Genomic DNA, 18,579 nt, shown 5'->3' on the forward strand with positions numbered 1-18,579 from the left:
TTTACATTTCCCTTCAACTATAATCGAGTAACAAATGTTTTTCTTTTCCGCGGTTAAAAAAGCCGTCTTTTTGTCCCTTTTTATCGTTTTTGCGATCACCGCACAACAGGTTCCACAGAGAGTAATCTCGAAAGGAAGTGTTGATTATCTGTCGAACGAACTGATAATCAAATTCCGTTTTGCCCCGGCAACTGATGCTCAGGGAGTGGCGACACTTTCCACTTCACTTGCTGAAAAAATGGATTTCCTTAATGTGAAATCGACTAAGACACTCTTTCCGCCAAAAGCGATGGCTTCCTCTGTCAACGGAATCGAAAGAATAATTTCGGTTAAATACTCCGCCGATATCGATCCCGAATTTGCAGCATCAAAACTTTCAAAAGTTGCTGAAATCGAGTGGATTGAGCCAAGAATCGTCTATAAAACCGGATTTGTGCCGAACGATCCTTCATACAACACCCAGTGGTATCTCCCAAAAATCAAAGCTGCTGAAGCATGGGACATCAACCAGGGCTCCCCTTCCATTGTTATAGGAATTGATGATACAGGCGTTGACTGGAACCACCCCGACCTCGCCGGTAACATTTGGACAAACCCCGGTGAAATAGAAAGCAACGGAATTGACGACGATAACAACGGATACATCGACGACTTTCGCGGTTGGGATTTCGGCGGCTTAAACGGAACGCCCGACAACAACCCGATGGAGGACCAGCCCGACCATGGTACACATGTGGCTGGATGTGCAAGTGCCTCCACCAACAATGGAATTGGCGTCTCGGGCATTGGTTTCAACTCGAAAGTTATGGCAGTAAAAACTTCAAGAAACGACCAGAGAGACCCCTCTTCAGGCTCCCCTTACATCGTTTATGGTTATGAAGGGCTCCTCTATGCAGCCCAAAACGGTGCAAAAGTAATCAATTGCAGTTGGGGAGGAGGCGGTTATTCACTTCTCGGACAGAATATTATAAATGAAGTTACGGCTCTCGGATCAGTAATTATTTCGGCAGCAGGAAACTCATCCCTCAGAGATCCTTTTTATCCCGCCGCATACAATAATGTATTGGGCGTGGCAAGCACCACATCCTCCGATCTCAGATCGTCATTCTCAAACTACGGTACTTATGTCGATGTCGCCTCCCCCGGAAGCAGCATCTACAACACCTGGCAGGATAACACCTACGCAAGCCTCAGCGGCACCTCAATGGCTTCACCAATAACGGCAGGACTTGTAGCCCTCACGATGGCACAGTTCCCGGGTCTCACCCCGCTTCAGGCTGCCGAAAAAGTAAGAGTTTCCGCTGATAACATTGACAACCTGAATCCTTCTTATGCGCTTCTTCTCGGAAAAGGAAGAATTAACGCACTTCGTTCACTTCAGTCAAACGATTTTAAGTCGGTCAGAGCGATTGAGACGGTATTTTCCGATGCAGTTACAGGGAACAACGACGGTATCTTCCAGCGCGGTGAAACTATAACAGTGTTTGTGAGATTCAAAAATATCCTTAATTCGGTCAGCAACCTGAATGTTACGCTCGTAAGCAAAACAGCAAATGCCACGGTAACTGCGAATCCGACAGTTTCTTTTGGTGCAAAACAATCAGGCGATATTTTCGATAACACCGGAAGTCTTTTTCAGTTTACAATATCGACCACTGCCCCTGAAAACTCGGAACTTTCATTCATTCTCGATATGAACGACAGCCCCTACACAGATTTTCAGTGGATTACAACAATCGGTAACCCCACTTATGCAACAACCGTTGGCAATAAAGTCGCCGTGACAGTCACCAGCACAGGAAATCTTGGATATGCCGACTACCCGACCAATTCAAAAGGGAAAGGTTTCGTTTATGACGGCGAGAGCAATATGCTTTTTGAAGGTGCGCTCATGCTTTCAACAGCGGCAAATCAGATAATTAATGCCGCCCGAGGACAGACCCAGAATGTGCAGGACAAAGATTTTCAGTCGGAAATCCCCTTCTCTCTGAAAATACCCGGTGTAAAAGCTGATGTGGAGGGATATGGTGCCTTCAACGATAATCTTGCAGGCGGATCGAAACTCGGACTTCAGGTAAAGCAACGGTCCTATAACTATTCCGCAACGAGTGATGAGGACTTCGTAATCGTCCGCTACACAGTAAAAAACACTTCGCAATCGGCAGTTAACGGACTTTATGCAGGTCTCTATTTCGACTGGGATCTCATCGACGGATCGGGCGACAGAACAGAGTGGAATGCGGCAGGAAACTACGGTAAGGTGTGGAACAACAGTGCCTCCTTCACCACGAAAGTTGCATCCGCCTTCATCAGCGGTACCAACTATCTCTTCAGACCGATCATGAATGACGGTTCTGTAGGAGGTATAAATGTTTATGACGGCTACACCGATCTCGAGAAATTCACTTCCCTCTCAACGGGCGTAACAGCCACCCAGATTGGTCCAGGCGACATCTCCCATGTAGTCGGCGGCGGACCTTTCAACATAGCACCCGGTGACAGCATCGAACTCGCATTCGCACTCGCAGCCGGTAACTCAGATGCCACCCTCGACAATGCCATCGCAAACGCAAGACTTAAATGGGGTGTGATCACCTCTGTAAAAGAGGTTCAGGATGTGGTGCCCGCTTCATTCGCACTCTTCCAGAATTATCCAAATCCGTTCAACCCGGAGACCAAAATCAAATTCTCGGTTGCAACTCCCGGTTTGGTAAGCATAAAAGTCTATGACATTCTCGGCAACATGGTAACTGAAATCATCAACCGCGAAATGGACAAAGGCGTGTACGAAGCTTCATTCGATGCAAAAGCACTCAGCTCCGGAATCTACTTCTACGAAATGAAAGCAGGAGCCTTCTCACAAAAAATGAAAATGCTGCTCTTGAAGTAATGCAATAATGCAGTAATCCAATAATATTTGTGGCATCAGATTTTTTGGGTGCCACTTTTTTATTAAGGGGCTTTCCCGTCACCCATTCTCCCCCTTTTTTTATACCCTTAAGTTCTGTAATGAAACTTTTTCGTATATTTGTTGTTTATTCTTAGAGGTCAGTTTCTTAACAAACAGGAAAAACGGATGCCGTTAATACCAATATTAAAAATAGTACATATCGTGAGTGCAGGTCTGTGGCTTTCACTTTTAATTTACGGGATAATTCTTAGATCGAGAATCAATAATGCAAAGGGGATGCCCGAGGAAAAAGGGCTTATTTTGACATGGATCAGCTCCCTGAATCTTATCGGAATTGTCGGCTCAATGGGAGTCCTCCTGACCGGTTTATACCTCTCTCTTGCAATTGAGAGTTACGGGTTTTTCAAGTTTGCGAGCGGTGCGAATCACTGGCTCTATACAAAACAGTTTGTAATGGTCATCATCCTTATTCTTATCGGTGCGGTGATGATTCCTTCAGCAAAGAAGATTAAAGGTCTTCTTCTGCCCGGCTTAAAGTCAGACCAGCCCCTCAATGAAGAAGCCTACACGCTTTTGGGCAAACTAAAAAGAGTTGATCTCAGCATTAACACTCTGGTGATCCTCAATATATTAATGGCTTTTTCAAGATATTTCTTATAACGGTTTAATGCAAAAAATTGCAATTCTGGGCTCCTCGGGGTCCATCGGCGTAAACACTCTGGAAGTGGTGCGCCACCTTAAAGATCAATTTAAAGTAACAGCCTTAAGTGTAAACAACAGAATTGATCTTCTCGAGGCTCAGATCGCCGAGTTCAAACCTGAAGCAGTTTGTGTCGTGGATAAAGACGCTGCAGCAGTTTTGCGGTCTCGAATCGGTCCCGAAGTGAAGGTTTTCGCAGGCGAGGAGGGTCTCTCCGACCTTGCAACTGAAATTGACTACGATGTCTTTGTTGGTGCGGTTGTCGGATTTTCCGGCCTCAGACCCACAGTTGAAGCAATAAAAAAGGGGAAGAGAATCGCCCTTGCCAACAAGGAAACCCTTGTGGTAGCCGGAGAGCATATAAAAGGACTCTGCAGTGAGTACGATTCTGAGATGATCCCCGTCGATTCGGAACATTCTGCCATCTTTCAGTGTCTCATAGGTGAGCATGTAAGCGAGATCAGCAGAATAATTCTTACCGCCTCGGGTGGTCCTTTTCTCCGTTTCACAAAAGAGGAAATAGAAAAGGTCACAGTCGAGCAGGCGCTGAAGCATCCGACATGGAAAATGGGCGCAAAAATAACGATTGATTCAGCGACACTTATGAACAAGGGACTCGAACTGATTGAAGCCCGCTGGTTGTTTGATCTGAAAGCAGACAAGCTCGATGTGGTGGTGCATCCCCAGTCGATTATCCATTCAATGATCGAGTTTGTTGACGGATCGGTAAAAGCACAGTTGAGTGTCCCCGATATGAAGCTGCCGATTCAGTATGCAATGACTTATCCAAAGAGAATTGGTGCGGAATTTGTGAAAAACAACTTCCCCCTCATCGGTACGCTGAACTTCTTTCCACCCGATAAAGAGAAATTCGACTGTCTCGCCATCGCCTATGATGCTCTCGAAGCAGGCGGAACTGCCCCGTGCATCGTGAATGCTGCTAACGAGATTGCAGTACAAAAGTTTTTAGACAAGGAGATTGGTTTTTCCGGTATTCCCGCTTTAATAAGGAAGTGTCTCGACAAAATTGCGGTTGAAAAATCGCCCGACCTTCCGACAGTTTATGAAACAGACAAAAAAACAAGAGAACTCGCACTGAGTTTACATTGAAGGAGCGAATAATTTAATGCAAGAAGTAATTTATTTTATAATCACTATAGCAGTTCTTGTTTTTGTACACGAACTCGGTCATTTCCTTGCCGCCAAAATGACAGGAATGAGAACCGAGGCGTTTGCCATAGGATTTGGAAGAAGAGTTGTAGGCTGGAGCAAAAACCGCGGACTCTCATTCGGTGCACTTCCCGAAGATCTTGACCTCGAAGGCTACACCGACTACAGACTCTGCTGGTTGCCTCTCGGTGGTTATGTGAAAATCTCGGGCATGGTGGATGAAAGTCTCGATGCCGAATATGCACAGACCGAACCAAAATCGTACGAATTCAGATCGAAATCGGCTCCCGCAAAGATATTTGTTATCCTCGGCGGAATTCTGATGAATATCCTCCTCGCTGTGATCATCTTCTGGGGAATGAACATCTCGATGGGGAAACAACTGATCGAGGTAAGAGGTCTCAACTACATCCCCAAGGAATCGCTCGCTGAAAAGCACGGATTCCAAAAAGGTGATTTGATTACTGCCATCAACAACAACAAAATTAAATATCTCCACGAGATCAGCGAACAGGTTCTGATTCACAACGCAGGCAGGGATATCACAGTCGAATTTGAACGCAACGGCGAAAAGAAGACAGTTACAATTCCCAAACAGAATGTGCCAAAGGATGAGTCGAAAGGACCTCTTTTCCCGATCCTCGATAAAACCGAACCGTTCGTTGACAACACCGATGCCTCCACCCCTGCTGGCAAAGCGGGCATAAAACCAAAAGATAGAATCATCGCCCTGAACAGCGAACCTGTAAATTCGGTCACTCAGGTCATCGACATTATCTCCCACTCCAAAGGGAAACCCGTTGATTTCACGGTTCTTAGAGGAAAAGACACCCTCGCAATTGCCGTAACCCCGAAACAGGATGAAGCAGGACAGTGGAAAGCCGGAATCGCCCTCGGCGGGAAATCCGATACCACTATGTTCACAAGCTACAGCTATGGTTTCTTTGAGGCAGGCGGCAAAAGCATCGAACAGATCGGTTCCGTAACCGTTCTTACTTTCTCGATGCTTGGAAAAGTAATTTCAGGAGATGTGGCGTTCGGAAAAGCTTTCGGCGGTCCTGTAAAAATCGCCCAGATAGCTGCCGATTCCGCAGATAAGGGAATGTCGGGATTCCTCTATTTCATCGCAATGCTTTCGCTCAGCCTTGCAATATTCAACCTTTTCCCGATTCCCGTACTTGACGGCGGTCATCTCGTTTTCATTATCATCGAATCGATAATCAAAAGAGAGATCCCCCTCAAAATCAAGCTCCGCATCATGAATACCGGTATGGCACTCTTAATCGGCTTGATGGCGTTTGTTATCTACAATGACATTTTTGGAAAATGAGACTTTTAAGGCTGAATAATTGAGGGCTGAAGGCTGAATCTTTGACGGCTAAAGGCTGAATGAAAGAAGGCTGAAATTTTTGTTTTCAATCTTTAGAAATTCAGCCCTTGCCTTTAAACCCTTCCGTGAAATCCGTGTTCAATCCGTGAAATCCGTGTAACTATTCAGAAATTTTTTTCAGCCTTCATCCTTCGCCGTTCAGCCTTTATTTCGGGTGATACGCGGTTGCCGACCCTACCCATGTTTTGTTTTTGTTGAAATCGACACCCATCATTTTCCCTTTTGAGAAGCGGGTGAGATTGTTCACGAGGACAGGTTTTTCATTCCACAGAAACATCATTCTTATCTCGCATTTTGAGTAGCCTTCGGGGGTGAGAACCAGCGGGGCATACTCTATTTTTCTCTGCAGGATGTAGTTTTCCCGCTCCGTTTTCGAATCAAGAAGCTCTTTTGTAACTTCCACTTCAACACCCAACCCGGCAAATGAGAATAGCGGTTTAAGCACAAAATTCTCGAGATCGGCAGGATATTCCTTCAAATCGGAAAGGAAGTGGCACTCGGGTACATATTCCCCTTTGAGATATGGAAGAGAATATTTGCTGATGAGGAAAAACCAGTCGGGATGGCCAACCCAGTGTACATCCAGATCATCCTGAAACGAAAACGCCGCCTTCACATCCTTCCTGAAAAGCTCGTCATAAATCACCCTGTTATATATCCGTTCGATCAGCACTTCCCTGTCACCAACTTTGTAGAAGAGCTGTCGCCCCCTTTTGATGACATCGGTAATGCACACAGGTTTTACGCCTGTTAATTGTTCGGTAACAACAAAATCGATCAGGGTTTTCTGTTTGTCGGGTTCAATTTCAAGAAGAATCACATTTTCAGGATTTGAATCGCCGAGAATGGTTTTTCGCAACAGGTCCACATAGGAATCGCGACTGAGACCGCTGTAGAAGGCAGTATAATTTTCGGGGACCTCGAAGTGCCGCCGAAAAACATCATCATAATAGACCTGAAATCCGTAAAGCGACGGGAAGCCCTGAAGTTCAATCAGCTTGGGAATAAATCCCCCTTTGCCGTCATCGCAAATCGCAAAATCTATCTGCAAAAAGACAGGATGATCAGCACGGTTCGGAACCGCAAGCCCCTCCGGCATTGAAGATTCGGCATATTTTCTGTACTTATCAGTATCAAGTTGTCCGATAAGTTCGGTACACGCCTTCTCCAAAGTCTTTGTCAGTTCACCCGAGAGGAACAGAGGAGTTTCACACACTCTGAAATCGAGTTTCACCCCGGCAGCAGTGTTCAAATCTCCAATAAACGAATTATATCTCTCTTCAGTAAATCCTGAATTATACAGGGATCTTATATCTTTTACCATGGTCTCAATAGTTGTTGGTGGAATGAACGAATGAACCTCAGAACTTCAGAGATTCAGTACTTCCGTACACAAGTCCTCTGAGGTTCTGAAGTTCCGGGGTTCTGAGGTTCTTATCAGCTCAGATTCAACCCCTTATGGGTCTCGTCAATTATATAGTCGGTTACATTTTTAAGGTCGTAGCTCTGTTCCCAGACAGCGAGTTGTCTGTCGGCACCCGTTCCCATTTCGAGGATGCGGTGGACATACTCAATCTCTTCGCGGCTGTCGAGATCGTCGATAACATCATCAACAAACTCGAGGAGTTCGTGGATAAGGTCAACGGTCGGCACTTCCTCTCTCTTACCAAAGTCGATCAGCTTGCCTGTGATTCCATATCTTGAAGCACGGAACTTGTTTTCGGCGATCAACGCTCTTCTGTAGAGGCGGAAACCGAGATTCTGGCGGATCAGTCTGTAGAGTTTCACAACTACCGCCTGCATAAGTGCAGTGAGTGCGATGGTCTCATCAGCTCTCATCGGGATATCGCAAATGCGGAACTCAATCGTCGGGAAGAAGGGATGAAGCCTGATATCCCACCAGATTTTTTTTGCATTATCGATACAGTTGGTCTTGACCAAAAGATTCACATAGTTGTCATATTCGCCAATCGACATAAAATAGTCGGGGATGCCCGTTCTCGGGAATCTGTCGAAAACCTTCACACGATACGACCTGAAGCCTGTGTTTCTTCCCACCCAAAACGGGGAATTGGTGGAAAGGGCAAAGATGTGCGGAAGGAAATAGCGGGCGGCATTCATGATGTGAATTGCCGTTTCGCGGTCTTCAACTCCGACATGTACATGCAACCCGAATATCAGGTTTGCACGGGCAACAAGCTGCATGTCATCCACCACCTGTTTATAGCGGGGATGCTCGGTTATTCTCTGATCCTTCCAGTGGGAGAATGGATGAGTTCCTGCGGCTGCAATTCTTAAATTGTTTTTGAAAGCAAGCTTGGCGAGTTCGCTGCGAAGGCGGAACACTTCCGATTTTGCCTCTTTAACATTTTTGCAGACACCCGTACCTGTTTCCACAACCGACTGGTGCATCTCCGGCTTCAGAAACTCTTTAAGAATCAGTTCGCCGTCTTCAAATATCTCCTGTATGTGCGATTTCAATTCCCTGGAATGAGGATCAATAATTTGAAATTCCTCTTCAACTCCAAGGGTAAATGTTGGACTGTTGGACATGGTGCCTCACTCGATTATGTTTCCCTGGGCAGCATTCTTTACAAAATCGCCCCAGACGGTATTAAATTTATTTGCTTTTGCTTTTTTTGCTCTTCTTATTGCCATGTTTGCGGCGGCTTCCACCACCCATTCAAAGTTTTCTTCGCCTACTGAATAGACATCTGCATCGGGAGCGGGATTGCAGAAATCGATCGCATAAGGAACGCCGTCCCGAACAGCGAATTCAACCGTATTGAAATCGTAGCCGAGTGCATTGTTCAGTTTCATCACACCTTCCTTGATTTTGGCAAGAAGTGCTTTCCCGTGATGCTGTTTTTCCCTTACATAGCGGAGGTGGTGCGGCTGTTTCGGATCGTAAGCCATAATCCGCACATCTTTCCTGTCGATGCAGTAGCAACGGAAATAATCGGTGAACTGTATCTCCTCCTGAAGCATCATAACCAATTGACCCGTCTCGTTGTATGCTTTGAAAAATTGCTCTTTATCTTCAATTCTGTAAACATTTTTCCAGCCGCCACCTGCAAAAGGCTTGAAAAACGCAGGAAATCCGATGTAATTGAAGATACCATCCCAGTCGAGCGGGTATTTCAGATTTCTGAACGATTTTGTTGTTGTGTCAGTCGGATGAACATTCGAAGGGAGAATCACCGTTTTAGGAACTGCAACGCCGACTGCAAGTGCAAGGGCATTGTTGAAAAATTTGTCATCTGCACTCCACCAGAATGGATTATTGATAACGGAAGTTCCGGTAATCGCTTCATTTTTCAAATAAGCGCGGTAGAAGGGGACATCCTGTGAAATCCTGTCGATAATCACCGAGTAGCCGCCCGGTTGTCCCTGAATAACCTTGTCAATCTGCACAAACTCGGCTGTAATATCCTTTTCCTTCTTCGAGTTTACTCTCTCCACAAACGCCGGTGGAAAGGTTTCCTCCATACCAAATAAAATTCCAATTTTTTTCATAGCAGTTCCATATTTTATTGTTTACACACTTATTAAATACAATTTTGGGGTTTTGATGAAAGCGGATTGATTAATCTCCAATTTACGAAAAAAAATCGAAATTTTAGATTAACAGGTGATCGAAAAAAGAAAAAATTAAAATTATTTGGGGGATGGGGGGGGGTTGATGTGCCAACTCAAGTGATTTACTCTTAAATCCCCTTTTTTGATGACTTGCGGTTATTTCGTAATTTTAGACAGTTGTTTCAGTTAATTTTTGCTTTGTAAAAATTCCACTATTGAGTGTAAAGGAGAGTTATATGGGAAACGGAAGAACAAGCGTTTCAAACCACATGTTAAATCATGGACTTGTAAAGGACATGCTCGAAGCATTGAAAGAGTTCGAACCTTATGAATATGCAAGCAGACCTGTCCCGGGAATGTACTATACGGATACTGTCAGTAAAGATGGTTTTTCATTTAGAGTTTACACGCCAAGAGCCACAAACAAGTCATTATCAATCGTCGCAATAACAAACGGACGAGACGAATTTATCGTACAATCTGCTGAGAAATACAGAAGTTATTTAGATCATCTTGCCCCTGAAAAAGTCGATAAATGGATCAATTTCCTTGAAACAGACCTGAAAGCACCAATATCCAGAATTGATTACAATAAAAGGATAAGCATTCCTTTGGGGAAATTCCGTGGAAACTTTGATAAGTTTATTGATGCGATTAAAGGATTGATTTAATTACTCTCAGCAACAAAGAAATTCATGCAAACCTCTGATGAACAAATAATATATTTAGACAACAATGCTACAACCCGGGTTGATCCCAGGGTTGTTGAGTCGATGCTGCCATTCTTTACCGAAGAGTATGCTAATCCTGCAAGCAACCATCTATTTGGAGTCAGAGTCAATCAGGCTGTCAGAGCGGCGAGAGAAAAAGTTGCTGAATTGCTGAATTGTTCCACCGGCGAATTGGTTTTTACATCAGGAGCAACTGAAGCCATTAATCTTGCAATCAAAGGATTTGTTCGAAAGAACAGGGACAAAGGCAAGCATATCATAACCGTTCAAACCGAGCACAAAGCTGTTTTGGATGTTTGTGCTTCTCTTGAAACAGAAGGCTTTGAGACTACATATTTGCCTGTGGATAGTGGAGGCTTAATTAATCTTGAAGATTTAAAGAATGCTTTTCGGCCCGATACTATTTTGGTATCTGTTATGTATGTTAACAATGAAACCGGCGTTATCCAGCCAATTGAGGAAATTGCCAGGATAACCCATGAGCATGCAGCTATTTTCATGACTGATGCCACACAAGCAGTCGGAAAAATCCCTGTCGATGTGAATAAAATGGGAATTGACATGTTAACCTTCTCAGGTCATAAATTTTATGGGCCAAAGGGTATTGGAGGATTATTTTTTAGGGGCAGAAGGCCTAACAAAGTAAAGTTAGCAACTATTCAACATGGCGGAGGCCATGAATCTGGTTTAAGAAGCGGAACACTTAATGTGCCTGGCATTATCGGACTCGGGAAAGCTTGTGAGATCGCCATGACAGAGATGGAAGCCGATGCAGCCCGGATAAAAACTCTTCGCGATGAATTGGAACAAGAGCTGATTAAATCATTAAATTGCAAAGTAAATGGGAATACAGAACACCGTATCTATAATACTTCCAATATTTGTATTCCGGGAATAGATGCTGACGCTCTGATAATCGGTCTCAAAAATATCATTATTTCAACAGGTTCTGCGTGTTCTTCTAATTCAGTTGAGTCATCACATGTTCTTCGTGCAATCGGCTTATCATCGAGCGAATTGCTCTCCAATATTCGAATCAGTCTTTCAAAAACAATCAAGTTTCATGAGCTTGCTGTATCTTTGCGGCAAATAACCTTAAAATCACAGCACTTAAGAATTCTAGCTCAATAAAGTATCTATAATAGAATACTAAAAACATTCTAGAGTAGACTTATTCTCGTTCAGCCATTGATCGAATTTCGGTAAAGTTCTCACCTGAAAAACACTCTGAAAATCGGCTTTACCGCCGATGCTGAAGTGATCTAATCCTAGGATAATTTTATTTGCGAGTGAACTTATGCCACTCATACCGCCAACGCCTTTAGTCTCTTCGGTGTAGTTAAAACTCTCAAATCCACTTAGTAAAATCTCGATCTCAGCTTTTTTTACATATCGAATTGCCTTCGGATCACACCCCCAAGAATTTACAAAAAGCTCAATGAACACAACATTCATGACTTTAAGTAATGCCCCAACTCCAATTCCTTTTGAAAGGCTTGAAGTACTAGGATCATCCCATAATGAAATTTTCAGTTCCATAACAACTGTAAAGAACTTAATAATAAATCTTATCAATTCAATTTGCAGTTCCTCATTTAAGAAATAATATCTAAAAATTGGGCGTATATAGGTTTTAGTTGATCTATTACATAGAATTAATCTCTTTAACTCGTCTATCAAAAAGGCCTGTGAAATTGATACCTGTTTTCTACTTTCACTCGGCAAATCCCGAGGCATCACGCCTAGCATTTTGATCTTTGCGAAGAAGGGACTCTTTTTCGATTCATTAAGTAATTTTACTGTATAGTGAAGGAATGAGATAGGTGTAATATCCGTGCTAAATTCGCCTGTAAGATGATATAATAATGATTTATTAATAGGTTTTTGCTCATAGTTTATCGTATAGAATAGCTTTGCGATAACAGAGCGATCAAATCCCAAAATGAAAGCTATCAGTAATTCATAACCTCCTCGGTTTTCTAAATTAGCTTTTTCGATGCCCCTAAGTCTATGTTGTCCATCAATTACTAATATTGTATTTCTCTCTTTTGGGATGAAAAGTTTGTAGGTGTCATTTGTTTTTTGGAAAAAAGAAGCATTTCGGGGTCGTGATTTTGTGCGAAAAAAGTCTTCTTCAGATGAATCCTCAGTCAGTAAAAGTTCATCAAGATTATTTACCAAATCACATGTCGCGATTATGGTATTTGGGAAAAAGGGATGTTCATCCTCATTCAGAAACTCAGCTATCTTAGAAACTCGAGAGGCGTCGAATTCACGCTGAGCCCCGCCCTCATAAAATAGTTTTTTCTTTTCCTCTGCAATCCTAAAATAATAATCGTCGTCAGGGTCTTCGATATCAGCTAGAGAACTATATTTTTCGAAGTCATATCTGACAGGTTCAACTGTATATAAGTCCGTAAAAACTTTTGCGGGAATCTTACCGACAAAAAACTGTTTATCAGTTTGATTTAGGGCCTCAACCTCAAGGCAAATATATGAACTACTCTCATATGATAACTCTTCGTATTTCATTCTGTGTCCTCATTATCAATCGTATCTTCAATTTTCGAGAATCTTTTACCCATATTTGTTGCTTTTTTTATCTCCGTTGCCCCACTAGGTTCGAATGAGGTCTTAGCATTAAGCAAATGCATTTCTGACGAACTAATTACAACATAAATCGCAAATACTACCGAGAAAAAGGCGATTGTCGAGTTAAGCATCACATCATTTTTAGTGAGAACAATCTGTAAATAAAAGGCAATCAAGCTAAGCGCAAGCAAGTAAGATAGTCTATAAAATTTCTTCATCACTATATCTTGTCTTACTCTAGATTTTATTCGCTTCCTCAACACAGTATTCACTATCGATGGCATGACATTTAATAGGGACATAATAGCTAATAGAGTAATATCACCACCACTGAGCAATCGGACAAGTTCTTCAAAAGGTTTCAATGGTAGTGAAATAGCGAGTACTGCAAAGATAGCTATAAATGGTATTATAAGATTATGCTGATACCACACTTGTAAATCACAATCATTTGTTTTTTTTAACTTTTTAAGATGTTTCGTCTCCTGCTCAGTGTAAGCAGGCAGAAGTTTAAATAAAATAGTCTTAAATAACATCATTATCTCGTAATAATTTTTGTATTAATTTATTCTACCATTTAGTAAAACTATCATATTCTCAATTCCAGAATAAGCATATTTATCTTCAGCCATTTGGCGATACATAATATCCAACCCCGCGTTGGAATGCTCCTCAATGTTTTTCTTGAGGGCTTCCGGGTCTTTGAGGATATCGAAACTGCCGGTTGATTCAACTGCCATTATGTAAAGCAAATCCTGATGCGGCTGTTTTATGACTTGCCACCTGAAGGGTGGAGAGCCATATCTTTTTTCTATCGGCTTGCTCTCCTTGTGGGTATAACCCAATACGCTGCTCCAGACAAATAACTCCCACATATCCTTGAAAACTACATCTTTGCTCTGTTTTCCTCCTTTTGAGGGACAAAGCTTTTTGTATGTGTTTTCGTAATGGAAATCGTCAATGTTAAGAAAAGTTGTTCCCTCGATCATTTGTCACTCACTTAATTCTCTTAATAATTGTAACTTGGTCATTCAGATTTTCTCCCTCCATGACCAATTCATATGCATTTTTAATGTTATTTTCGGACTCAATCAATTTTCTTACAAGATCATTTTTTACATGATCCCGATCATGCGAAATTGCATCATCTTTAAGCATAATGATTGCCTGTTTGAATATTCTGATCATAGTTTTAATGGCCATTGGCTTATTATCACCTCCCAAAGCAGAAATCGGGGCATCCGCAATGAAAGGAAAGTAACGAGACCAAAAATGGTTGGAAACATCTAGAATAGCTGCTATGAATGAAATTTGCAAGGACACTTTGTTGGCTTGATTGATATTCTCAACTCGATTTCCTGAATCATCGGTAATATAAACTTCATTTGCAATACTGTCTACTTTAATTTTTCCCGAATATCCGCGATTTTCTTTGGTCATCTCTCCAAAATACTCATTTGCTTTATTTTCGATATCTTTGATAAGTTTTTCAAAGAAACGAGAATAAAAATTCTCTGCTGTATCTTTTATCTTTCCAGCAAGAAGTAATTTCTCACTAAATTCAGGATTACTGGATTGGGCTACAATCTTATTGAATTCTATTGTGGCATCATTTAAATCCTTCTCCGTATTCTCTTTTTGACCTTTTATTCTATCTAATCTGGATTTAATAGAATCGAGGTCTGACTTGGCTTTATTTCTGTCAACCCTCATTTGATCGTAGTTCAATTTTTGTAATTCATCATTCTTAATGCCCTCCGGAACAAGGTTTGCAAGCTCCTGTTCCTTCAAGGATAATTCCAGTCGGACTTTACTAATATTATTGTCTGTACGATTAAGCCGCGTATAGAATGTCTCCAAATCATTGGGGATTTCGTTAATCTTTCTAATATACCTGTCCGCAGTTCCTGAAAGGATATTGATAGTTGCTATCTCTTTGTCAAGAGATTTATCATTAAGAAAACTCTTGATTCTCTCGTGCTGATCTGATCCAATCGGGGCAGCAGTACCACAAATTTTGCAAGTTGATTCGGCAAGCATCTCTTTAATAAACTCTTGGCGAATTGGCTCCGGTATCCGCTTTTCCTTTTTATTGAGAGAATAGATGCTCATGAAGTTCAGAAGAATATTTTTGATTCCCTGATACTGCCATGTTTCTATCAGAGAATTACGCTGTGTGTCAATTAACTGCTCTCTATTTTCATTATAGGTGGCTAATAACTTTTTTAAGTTTTCAATTTCATTTAGGATTTTTGCGGATTCTTCGTGTTCCTTTAGTTGGGCTTCTTTTTTCGACAAGACGCTCTTTATTTTGTCAAGTTCTGATTCGAAATCTTGCTCTTGCTTCTCCAAATTGGCAAGCTCAGCTTTATATTTGTTTATTCTATTCCCAAGATCATTTTTCTTTACCTGAAGGACCTTGTCCTCCTCTTCTTGCGCGTCAAATTCGGTCACAATTTGCTTAAAAACTTTATCTGTAACTTTCTTCAACCGCTCAAAAACTTCGATTTGTGAAAGATCGTTCAACGCTTTCCGAAAGCTGGATCTCTTTCCCAGACTCATAATCTGACTTATGGATTCACCTTGGAACAGGAAGTAGCGAGATAAATTTAATGGGAAAAGTATACAAATTTTTTCAAAAGCTTCTCTATCATCGTAACTCTCCGTGTTTTTTTCATCTGACGAAGTGATACTTAAATACAAAGAAGATTTTAAAGGGGCAGAGAGGGAGTTAGTTTTCTCTCTTTTAATTTCATACTCCCTTGCCAAGAGGTACTTTATACCTTTGTCATCCAAAATTGTGATTGCAACAGAAGTGCTTACAAAACCCCCTGCCTTACATTCCAATTTTGCCCGTCTATTTACTAAAGCCTCACCCCAGGTCTTTGTATCGAACCATTCTTCGTTCTCAGTACTGTATGCTCGATCATATAACACCCAATTAAACGCATCAAAAAGCTTCGATTTGCCGGTATTGTTTTGACCAAGAATGACAGTTGCACCTTCATCGAATTCTAAAAGATTAGAGCCGTAATAAGACAGGAAATTCTCTATCTCAAGTCGTTTTATAATCATTTTTTCACCCCCTGTTTAAGTCTAAACTTGATTTCCGCATCTATAGCATCATAAAGTTTTTTTTCACACTTTAAGTCTTTCCCCGAATTGTATTCTTTGTAAATAAAATCAAGGGTATCCATAATAATTTGATGCTGTGCGGGATCGCTTTGTTTAATATCTCCCAAAATTGTTTTGATTTGTTCCCAAACTTGTGTGTTTTTAGAATCCATTTCTCAGCTCACTAAAGTGATTCAAATATTTCGATGTGAAAATTGCTTAAAACATTTTCTAAACTGCCAAGAGCAGTATATTTATTAATTGCCCCATTAGCAAACTCCCTCACGCGCTTTAGCTCTCCTTCAATTATTTTTTTGCCAAGACTAAGTTCCTCTTTATTTTCTTCTCCAGAAAGTGATGGTATTACAACCATATCATAAATGGTTGCAAAATTCTTTCCTTTACACAATCGTAGTATTCTACCTCTTCGTTGAACAAACTGTCTGTAATTTCCTGTGCTTGAAGCAAATATCGCCGTCTCTGTCTGTCTTACATCGATACCCTCATCCAGGCACTTCATCGCCGTTAATACTTGTAATCTTCCCTGAGAAAATCTTTCAAGTATCTGCTTTCGGTTTTTAGTTTCACCAATGAATTGATGCTGTTTAAGATTGAATTCAGAAGAAATAATTTCTGAGTAAGTGTTTATCAGGCGTTTGTCCTCTTCATCAACCGTACCCTCTCTTCCTTCCGGAACATATACAAGAATGTATTTAGGATCAGGATTTTGCGAGACAATCTCTTTGATGATTTCTCTGAGACATTGCGTCTTGTTTTCGGCCTTGTGGAGAATAGCCTTGCGTTTATTTAATAGTATTGATACAACAGGATGGTCAGAGAAGGAACGGGTAGCCGGATTAAAAAATTTCATCAGTTTTTCTGTGATCTCACGATAATCTGTCATTTCCGGTTCTGTAAGCTTGACAATCCTGGGGTAGTAGTAATATTGGGTGAGGAATTTTCTATCTATTGCTTCCTTAAGATCGAGACTAATAGTTGGGCCATTGATAGCGTTAAAAAATTTCTGAATTTCAATTGTTCCATCCTCATCAAAGTATCTCGCCGGAGTAGCTGAAAGTCCAATTCTGCGCTCAATATGATATGGATAGTTCTCAATCAATTTCTTCGTGCCAAAATTGTGCACCTCGTCAGCTATTAGTAAAATGTCTTTCTTAACCTTTGAAAGAAGGTTCTGGAATTTGTCGAGACTGAATGTGTCGTAGGTGCTGATAATTATAAAATGACCCCCTGCGAAATAAAAGCGGTTAAGCAATTGAATAGCTTCGGAATACCAATTAGTATATTGACTGTTTGCGAGCACTACATTTGTAAATCCGAAGGATACAACTTCCCCTTTCCACTGTTCGGCCAAATCAATTGTTGGGACAAGTACAATAACACCCACCTTATTTTCTTCCCTGTACATTTCTAACGCACAGTTTAAGGCCGTGATTGTCTTGCCAGTACCGGTTGCCATCTCAAATAATCCTTGATAACCAGATGCTTTCCAATTCTCTAAAGCCTGAATCTGATAGTCAAAGAGTTTTGTTATGCTAGCGGGGAGTTTGGGTTGCTGAATCGGATATTCAAAATCACTTTCGCCTGTACTTTCTCCTTTGGTAAGTCCAGCTAATTTATCACGGTAGCCAGAATTGTGGGCGGTAATTTCAAGCAGTTTCTTTTCGGCATATAACAATTCATCAACATTTTTTACATTACTGTGTCCCTTTAACTTTTCTCTTACGCTCTCTATTGGAATTTTTCTTATCGCAGGAGAAGTCCCTTCCCAATAAGCATTAAACAAGGATCGGAAATATTCGATCCTCTTATAATCAGATGAGTCTTGATTCCAAGAAGTAAAACAACTTAAAGTTTCAAGATTATGTTGAAGAGCGCTTTTCGAAAAATTTGCAGATCCATTAAAAGCTATTTTGTTGTTTGCACTATCATAGAATATCCCAAATTTTTGATGTGCCAGCCCACCTTTCTCGGAATTAGGAGTAATGGCAATAATTTCTAAAGTTTTAGATGCCACCATCCAAGATAAACAGTTATAAAAATGTTGATCATAACTGGATAACGACTCCCGGAGGGCATTAAAATTTTCGACCAGTCTTTTTTCAATTACTTCTTCTGGTGAAGAATAAATTCCCTTTTGGATAGCTTCTTTATCTTGCGATGTTAGTTCATCATTGATTATCATTCGCATTTTACCTCCACATGATATGAAGTAGGCGAAACCAATTGCAAGAGCTCTGAAACCGCTTGAATTAAAGAATCCCAGACCGAAATCGAATCGGCTGCTGTTAGTTAGGGCATCTATAAAAAACTCTGATGGTTCTTTTTCACCGGAAGTATAAACTACTTCAAATTCAACTTCGTTGAGCATCTT

The 18,579-nt window shown here is 41.4% G+C and carries 15 protein-coding genes; 6 read left to right on the forward strand and 9 right to left on the reverse strand.

Annotated features, from left to right (window positions below):
- Positions 1-34 precede the first annotated feature (34 nt).
- From J0L60_02100 to rseP, 4 genes are all read left to right on the forward strand, one after another.
- A complete protein-coding gene (locus J0L60_02100) occupies positions 35-2,890 on the forward strand; it encodes a S8 family serine peptidase (GenBank protein ID MBN8544899.1) in 2,856 nt (951 codons plus the stop codon).
- 186 nt (positions 2,891-3,076) lie between these two features.
- Positions 3,077-3,571 (forward strand): hypothetical protein, encoded by a 495-nt coding sequence (locus tag J0L60_02105; protein ID MBN8544900.1) that lies wholly within the window; start codon positions 3,077-3,079, stop codon positions 3,569-3,571.
- 7 nt (positions 3,572-3,578) lie between these two features.
- Positions 3,579-4,721, forward strand: a complete 1,143-nt coding sequence (locus J0L60_02110; GenBank protein ID MBN8544901.1) for a 1-deoxy-D-xylulose-5-phosphate reductoisomerase — start codon at positions 3,579-3,581, stop codon at positions 4,719-4,721.
- A 16-nt stretch (positions 4,722-4,737) separates the two neighbouring features.
- Positions 4,738-6,111 (forward strand): RIP metalloprotease RseP, encoded by a 1,374-nt coding sequence (gene rseP / locus J0L60_02115; protein ID MBN8544902.1) that lies wholly within the window; start codon positions 4,738-4,740, stop codon positions 6,109-6,111.
- Between the two features lie 205 nt (positions 6,112-6,316).
- Here rseP and J0L60_02120 read toward each other — a convergent pair whose 3' ends face one another.
- From J0L60_02120 to J0L60_02130, 3 genes are all read right to left on the reverse strand, one after another.
- Positions 6,317-7,495: a hypothetical protein gene (locus tag J0L60_02120; protein MBN8544903.1), complete on the reverse strand. Its 1,179-nt coding sequence runs from the start codon at positions 7,493-7,495 to the stop codon at positions 6,317-6,319.
- Positions 7,496-7,608: 113 nt separating this feature from the next.
- Entirely contained in the window at positions 7,609-8,724 is a 1,116-nt protein-coding gene (locus J0L60_02125; protein ID MBN8544904.1) for a carboxylate-amine ligase, read from the reverse strand.
- 6 nt (positions 8,725-8,730) lie between these two features.
- A complete protein-coding gene (locus J0L60_02130; protein MBN8544905.1) occupies positions 8,731-9,687 on the reverse strand; it encodes a hypothetical protein in 957 nt (318 codons plus the stop codon).
- A gap of 299 nt (positions 9,688-9,986) precedes the next feature.
- Between J0L60_02130 and J0L60_02135 the strand changes: the two genes are divergently transcribed.
- Together J0L60_02135 and J0L60_02140 are read left to right on the forward strand one after the other, a co-directional pair.
- Positions 9,987-10,421: a hypothetical protein gene (locus J0L60_02135; GenBank protein MBN8544906.1), complete on the forward strand. Its 435-nt coding sequence runs from the start codon at positions 9,987-9,989 to the stop codon at positions 10,419-10,421.
- Positions 10,422-10,445: 24 nt separating this feature from the next.
- The gene (locus tag J0L60_02140) at positions 10,446-11,612 is read left to right on the forward strand and encodes a cysteine desulfurase (protein MBN8544907.1); all 1,167 of its coding nucleotides are present in this window, start codon (positions 10,446-10,448) and stop codon (positions 11,610-11,612) included.
- A gap of 18 nt (positions 11,613-11,630) precedes the next feature.
- Here J0L60_02140 and J0L60_02145 read toward each other — a convergent pair whose 3' ends face one another.
- Genes J0L60_02145 through J0L60_02170 form a run of 6 tightly spaced genes read right to left on the reverse strand, consistent with a single transcriptional unit; the run spans position 11,631 to position 18,576 of the window.
- The gene (locus J0L60_02145) at positions 11,631-13,013 is read right to left on the reverse strand and encodes a DGQHR domain-containing protein (protein ID MBN8544908.1); all 1,383 of its coding nucleotides are present in this window, start codon (positions 13,011-13,013) and stop codon (positions 11,631-11,633) included.
- On the reverse strand, positions 13,010-13,612 hold the full coding sequence (locus J0L60_02150) for a hypothetical protein (protein MBN8544909.1): 603 nt from the start codon (positions 13,610-13,612) through the stop codon (positions 13,010-13,012). Before J0L60_02150 ends, J0L60_02145 begins: the two co-directional genes overlap by 4 nt.
- 21 nt (positions 13,613-13,633) lie before the next feature.
- Positions 13,634-14,062: a hypothetical protein gene (locus tag J0L60_02155; protein ID MBN8544910.1), complete on the reverse strand. Its 429-nt coding sequence runs from the start codon at positions 14,060-14,062 to the stop codon at positions 13,634-13,636.
- Between the two features lie 7 nt (positions 14,063-14,069).
- Complete coding sequence (locus tag J0L60_02160; protein MBN8544911.1) at positions 14,070-16,148, reverse strand: AAA family ATPase; 2,079 nt, start codon at positions 16,146-16,148, stop codon at positions 14,070-14,072.
- Positions 16,145-16,360 (reverse strand): hypothetical protein, encoded by a 216-nt coding sequence (locus J0L60_02165; protein MBN8544912.1) that lies wholly within the window; start codon positions 16,358-16,360, stop codon positions 16,145-16,147. Before J0L60_02165 ends, J0L60_02160 begins: the two co-directional genes overlap by 4 nt.
- An 11-nt stretch (positions 16,361-16,371) precedes the next feature.
- On the reverse strand, positions 16,372-18,576 hold the full coding sequence (locus tag J0L60_02170; GenBank protein ID MBN8544913.1) for a DEAD/DEAH box helicase family protein: 2,205 nt from the start codon (positions 18,574-18,576) through the stop codon (positions 16,372-16,374).
- Positions 18,577-18,579: the final 3 nt, after the last annotated feature.

This window comes from Ignavibacteria bacterium (assembly GCA_017302895.1).
Lineage (GTDB): Bacteria > Bacteroidota > Ignavibacteria > Ignavibacteriales > Ignavibacteriaceae > UTCHB3.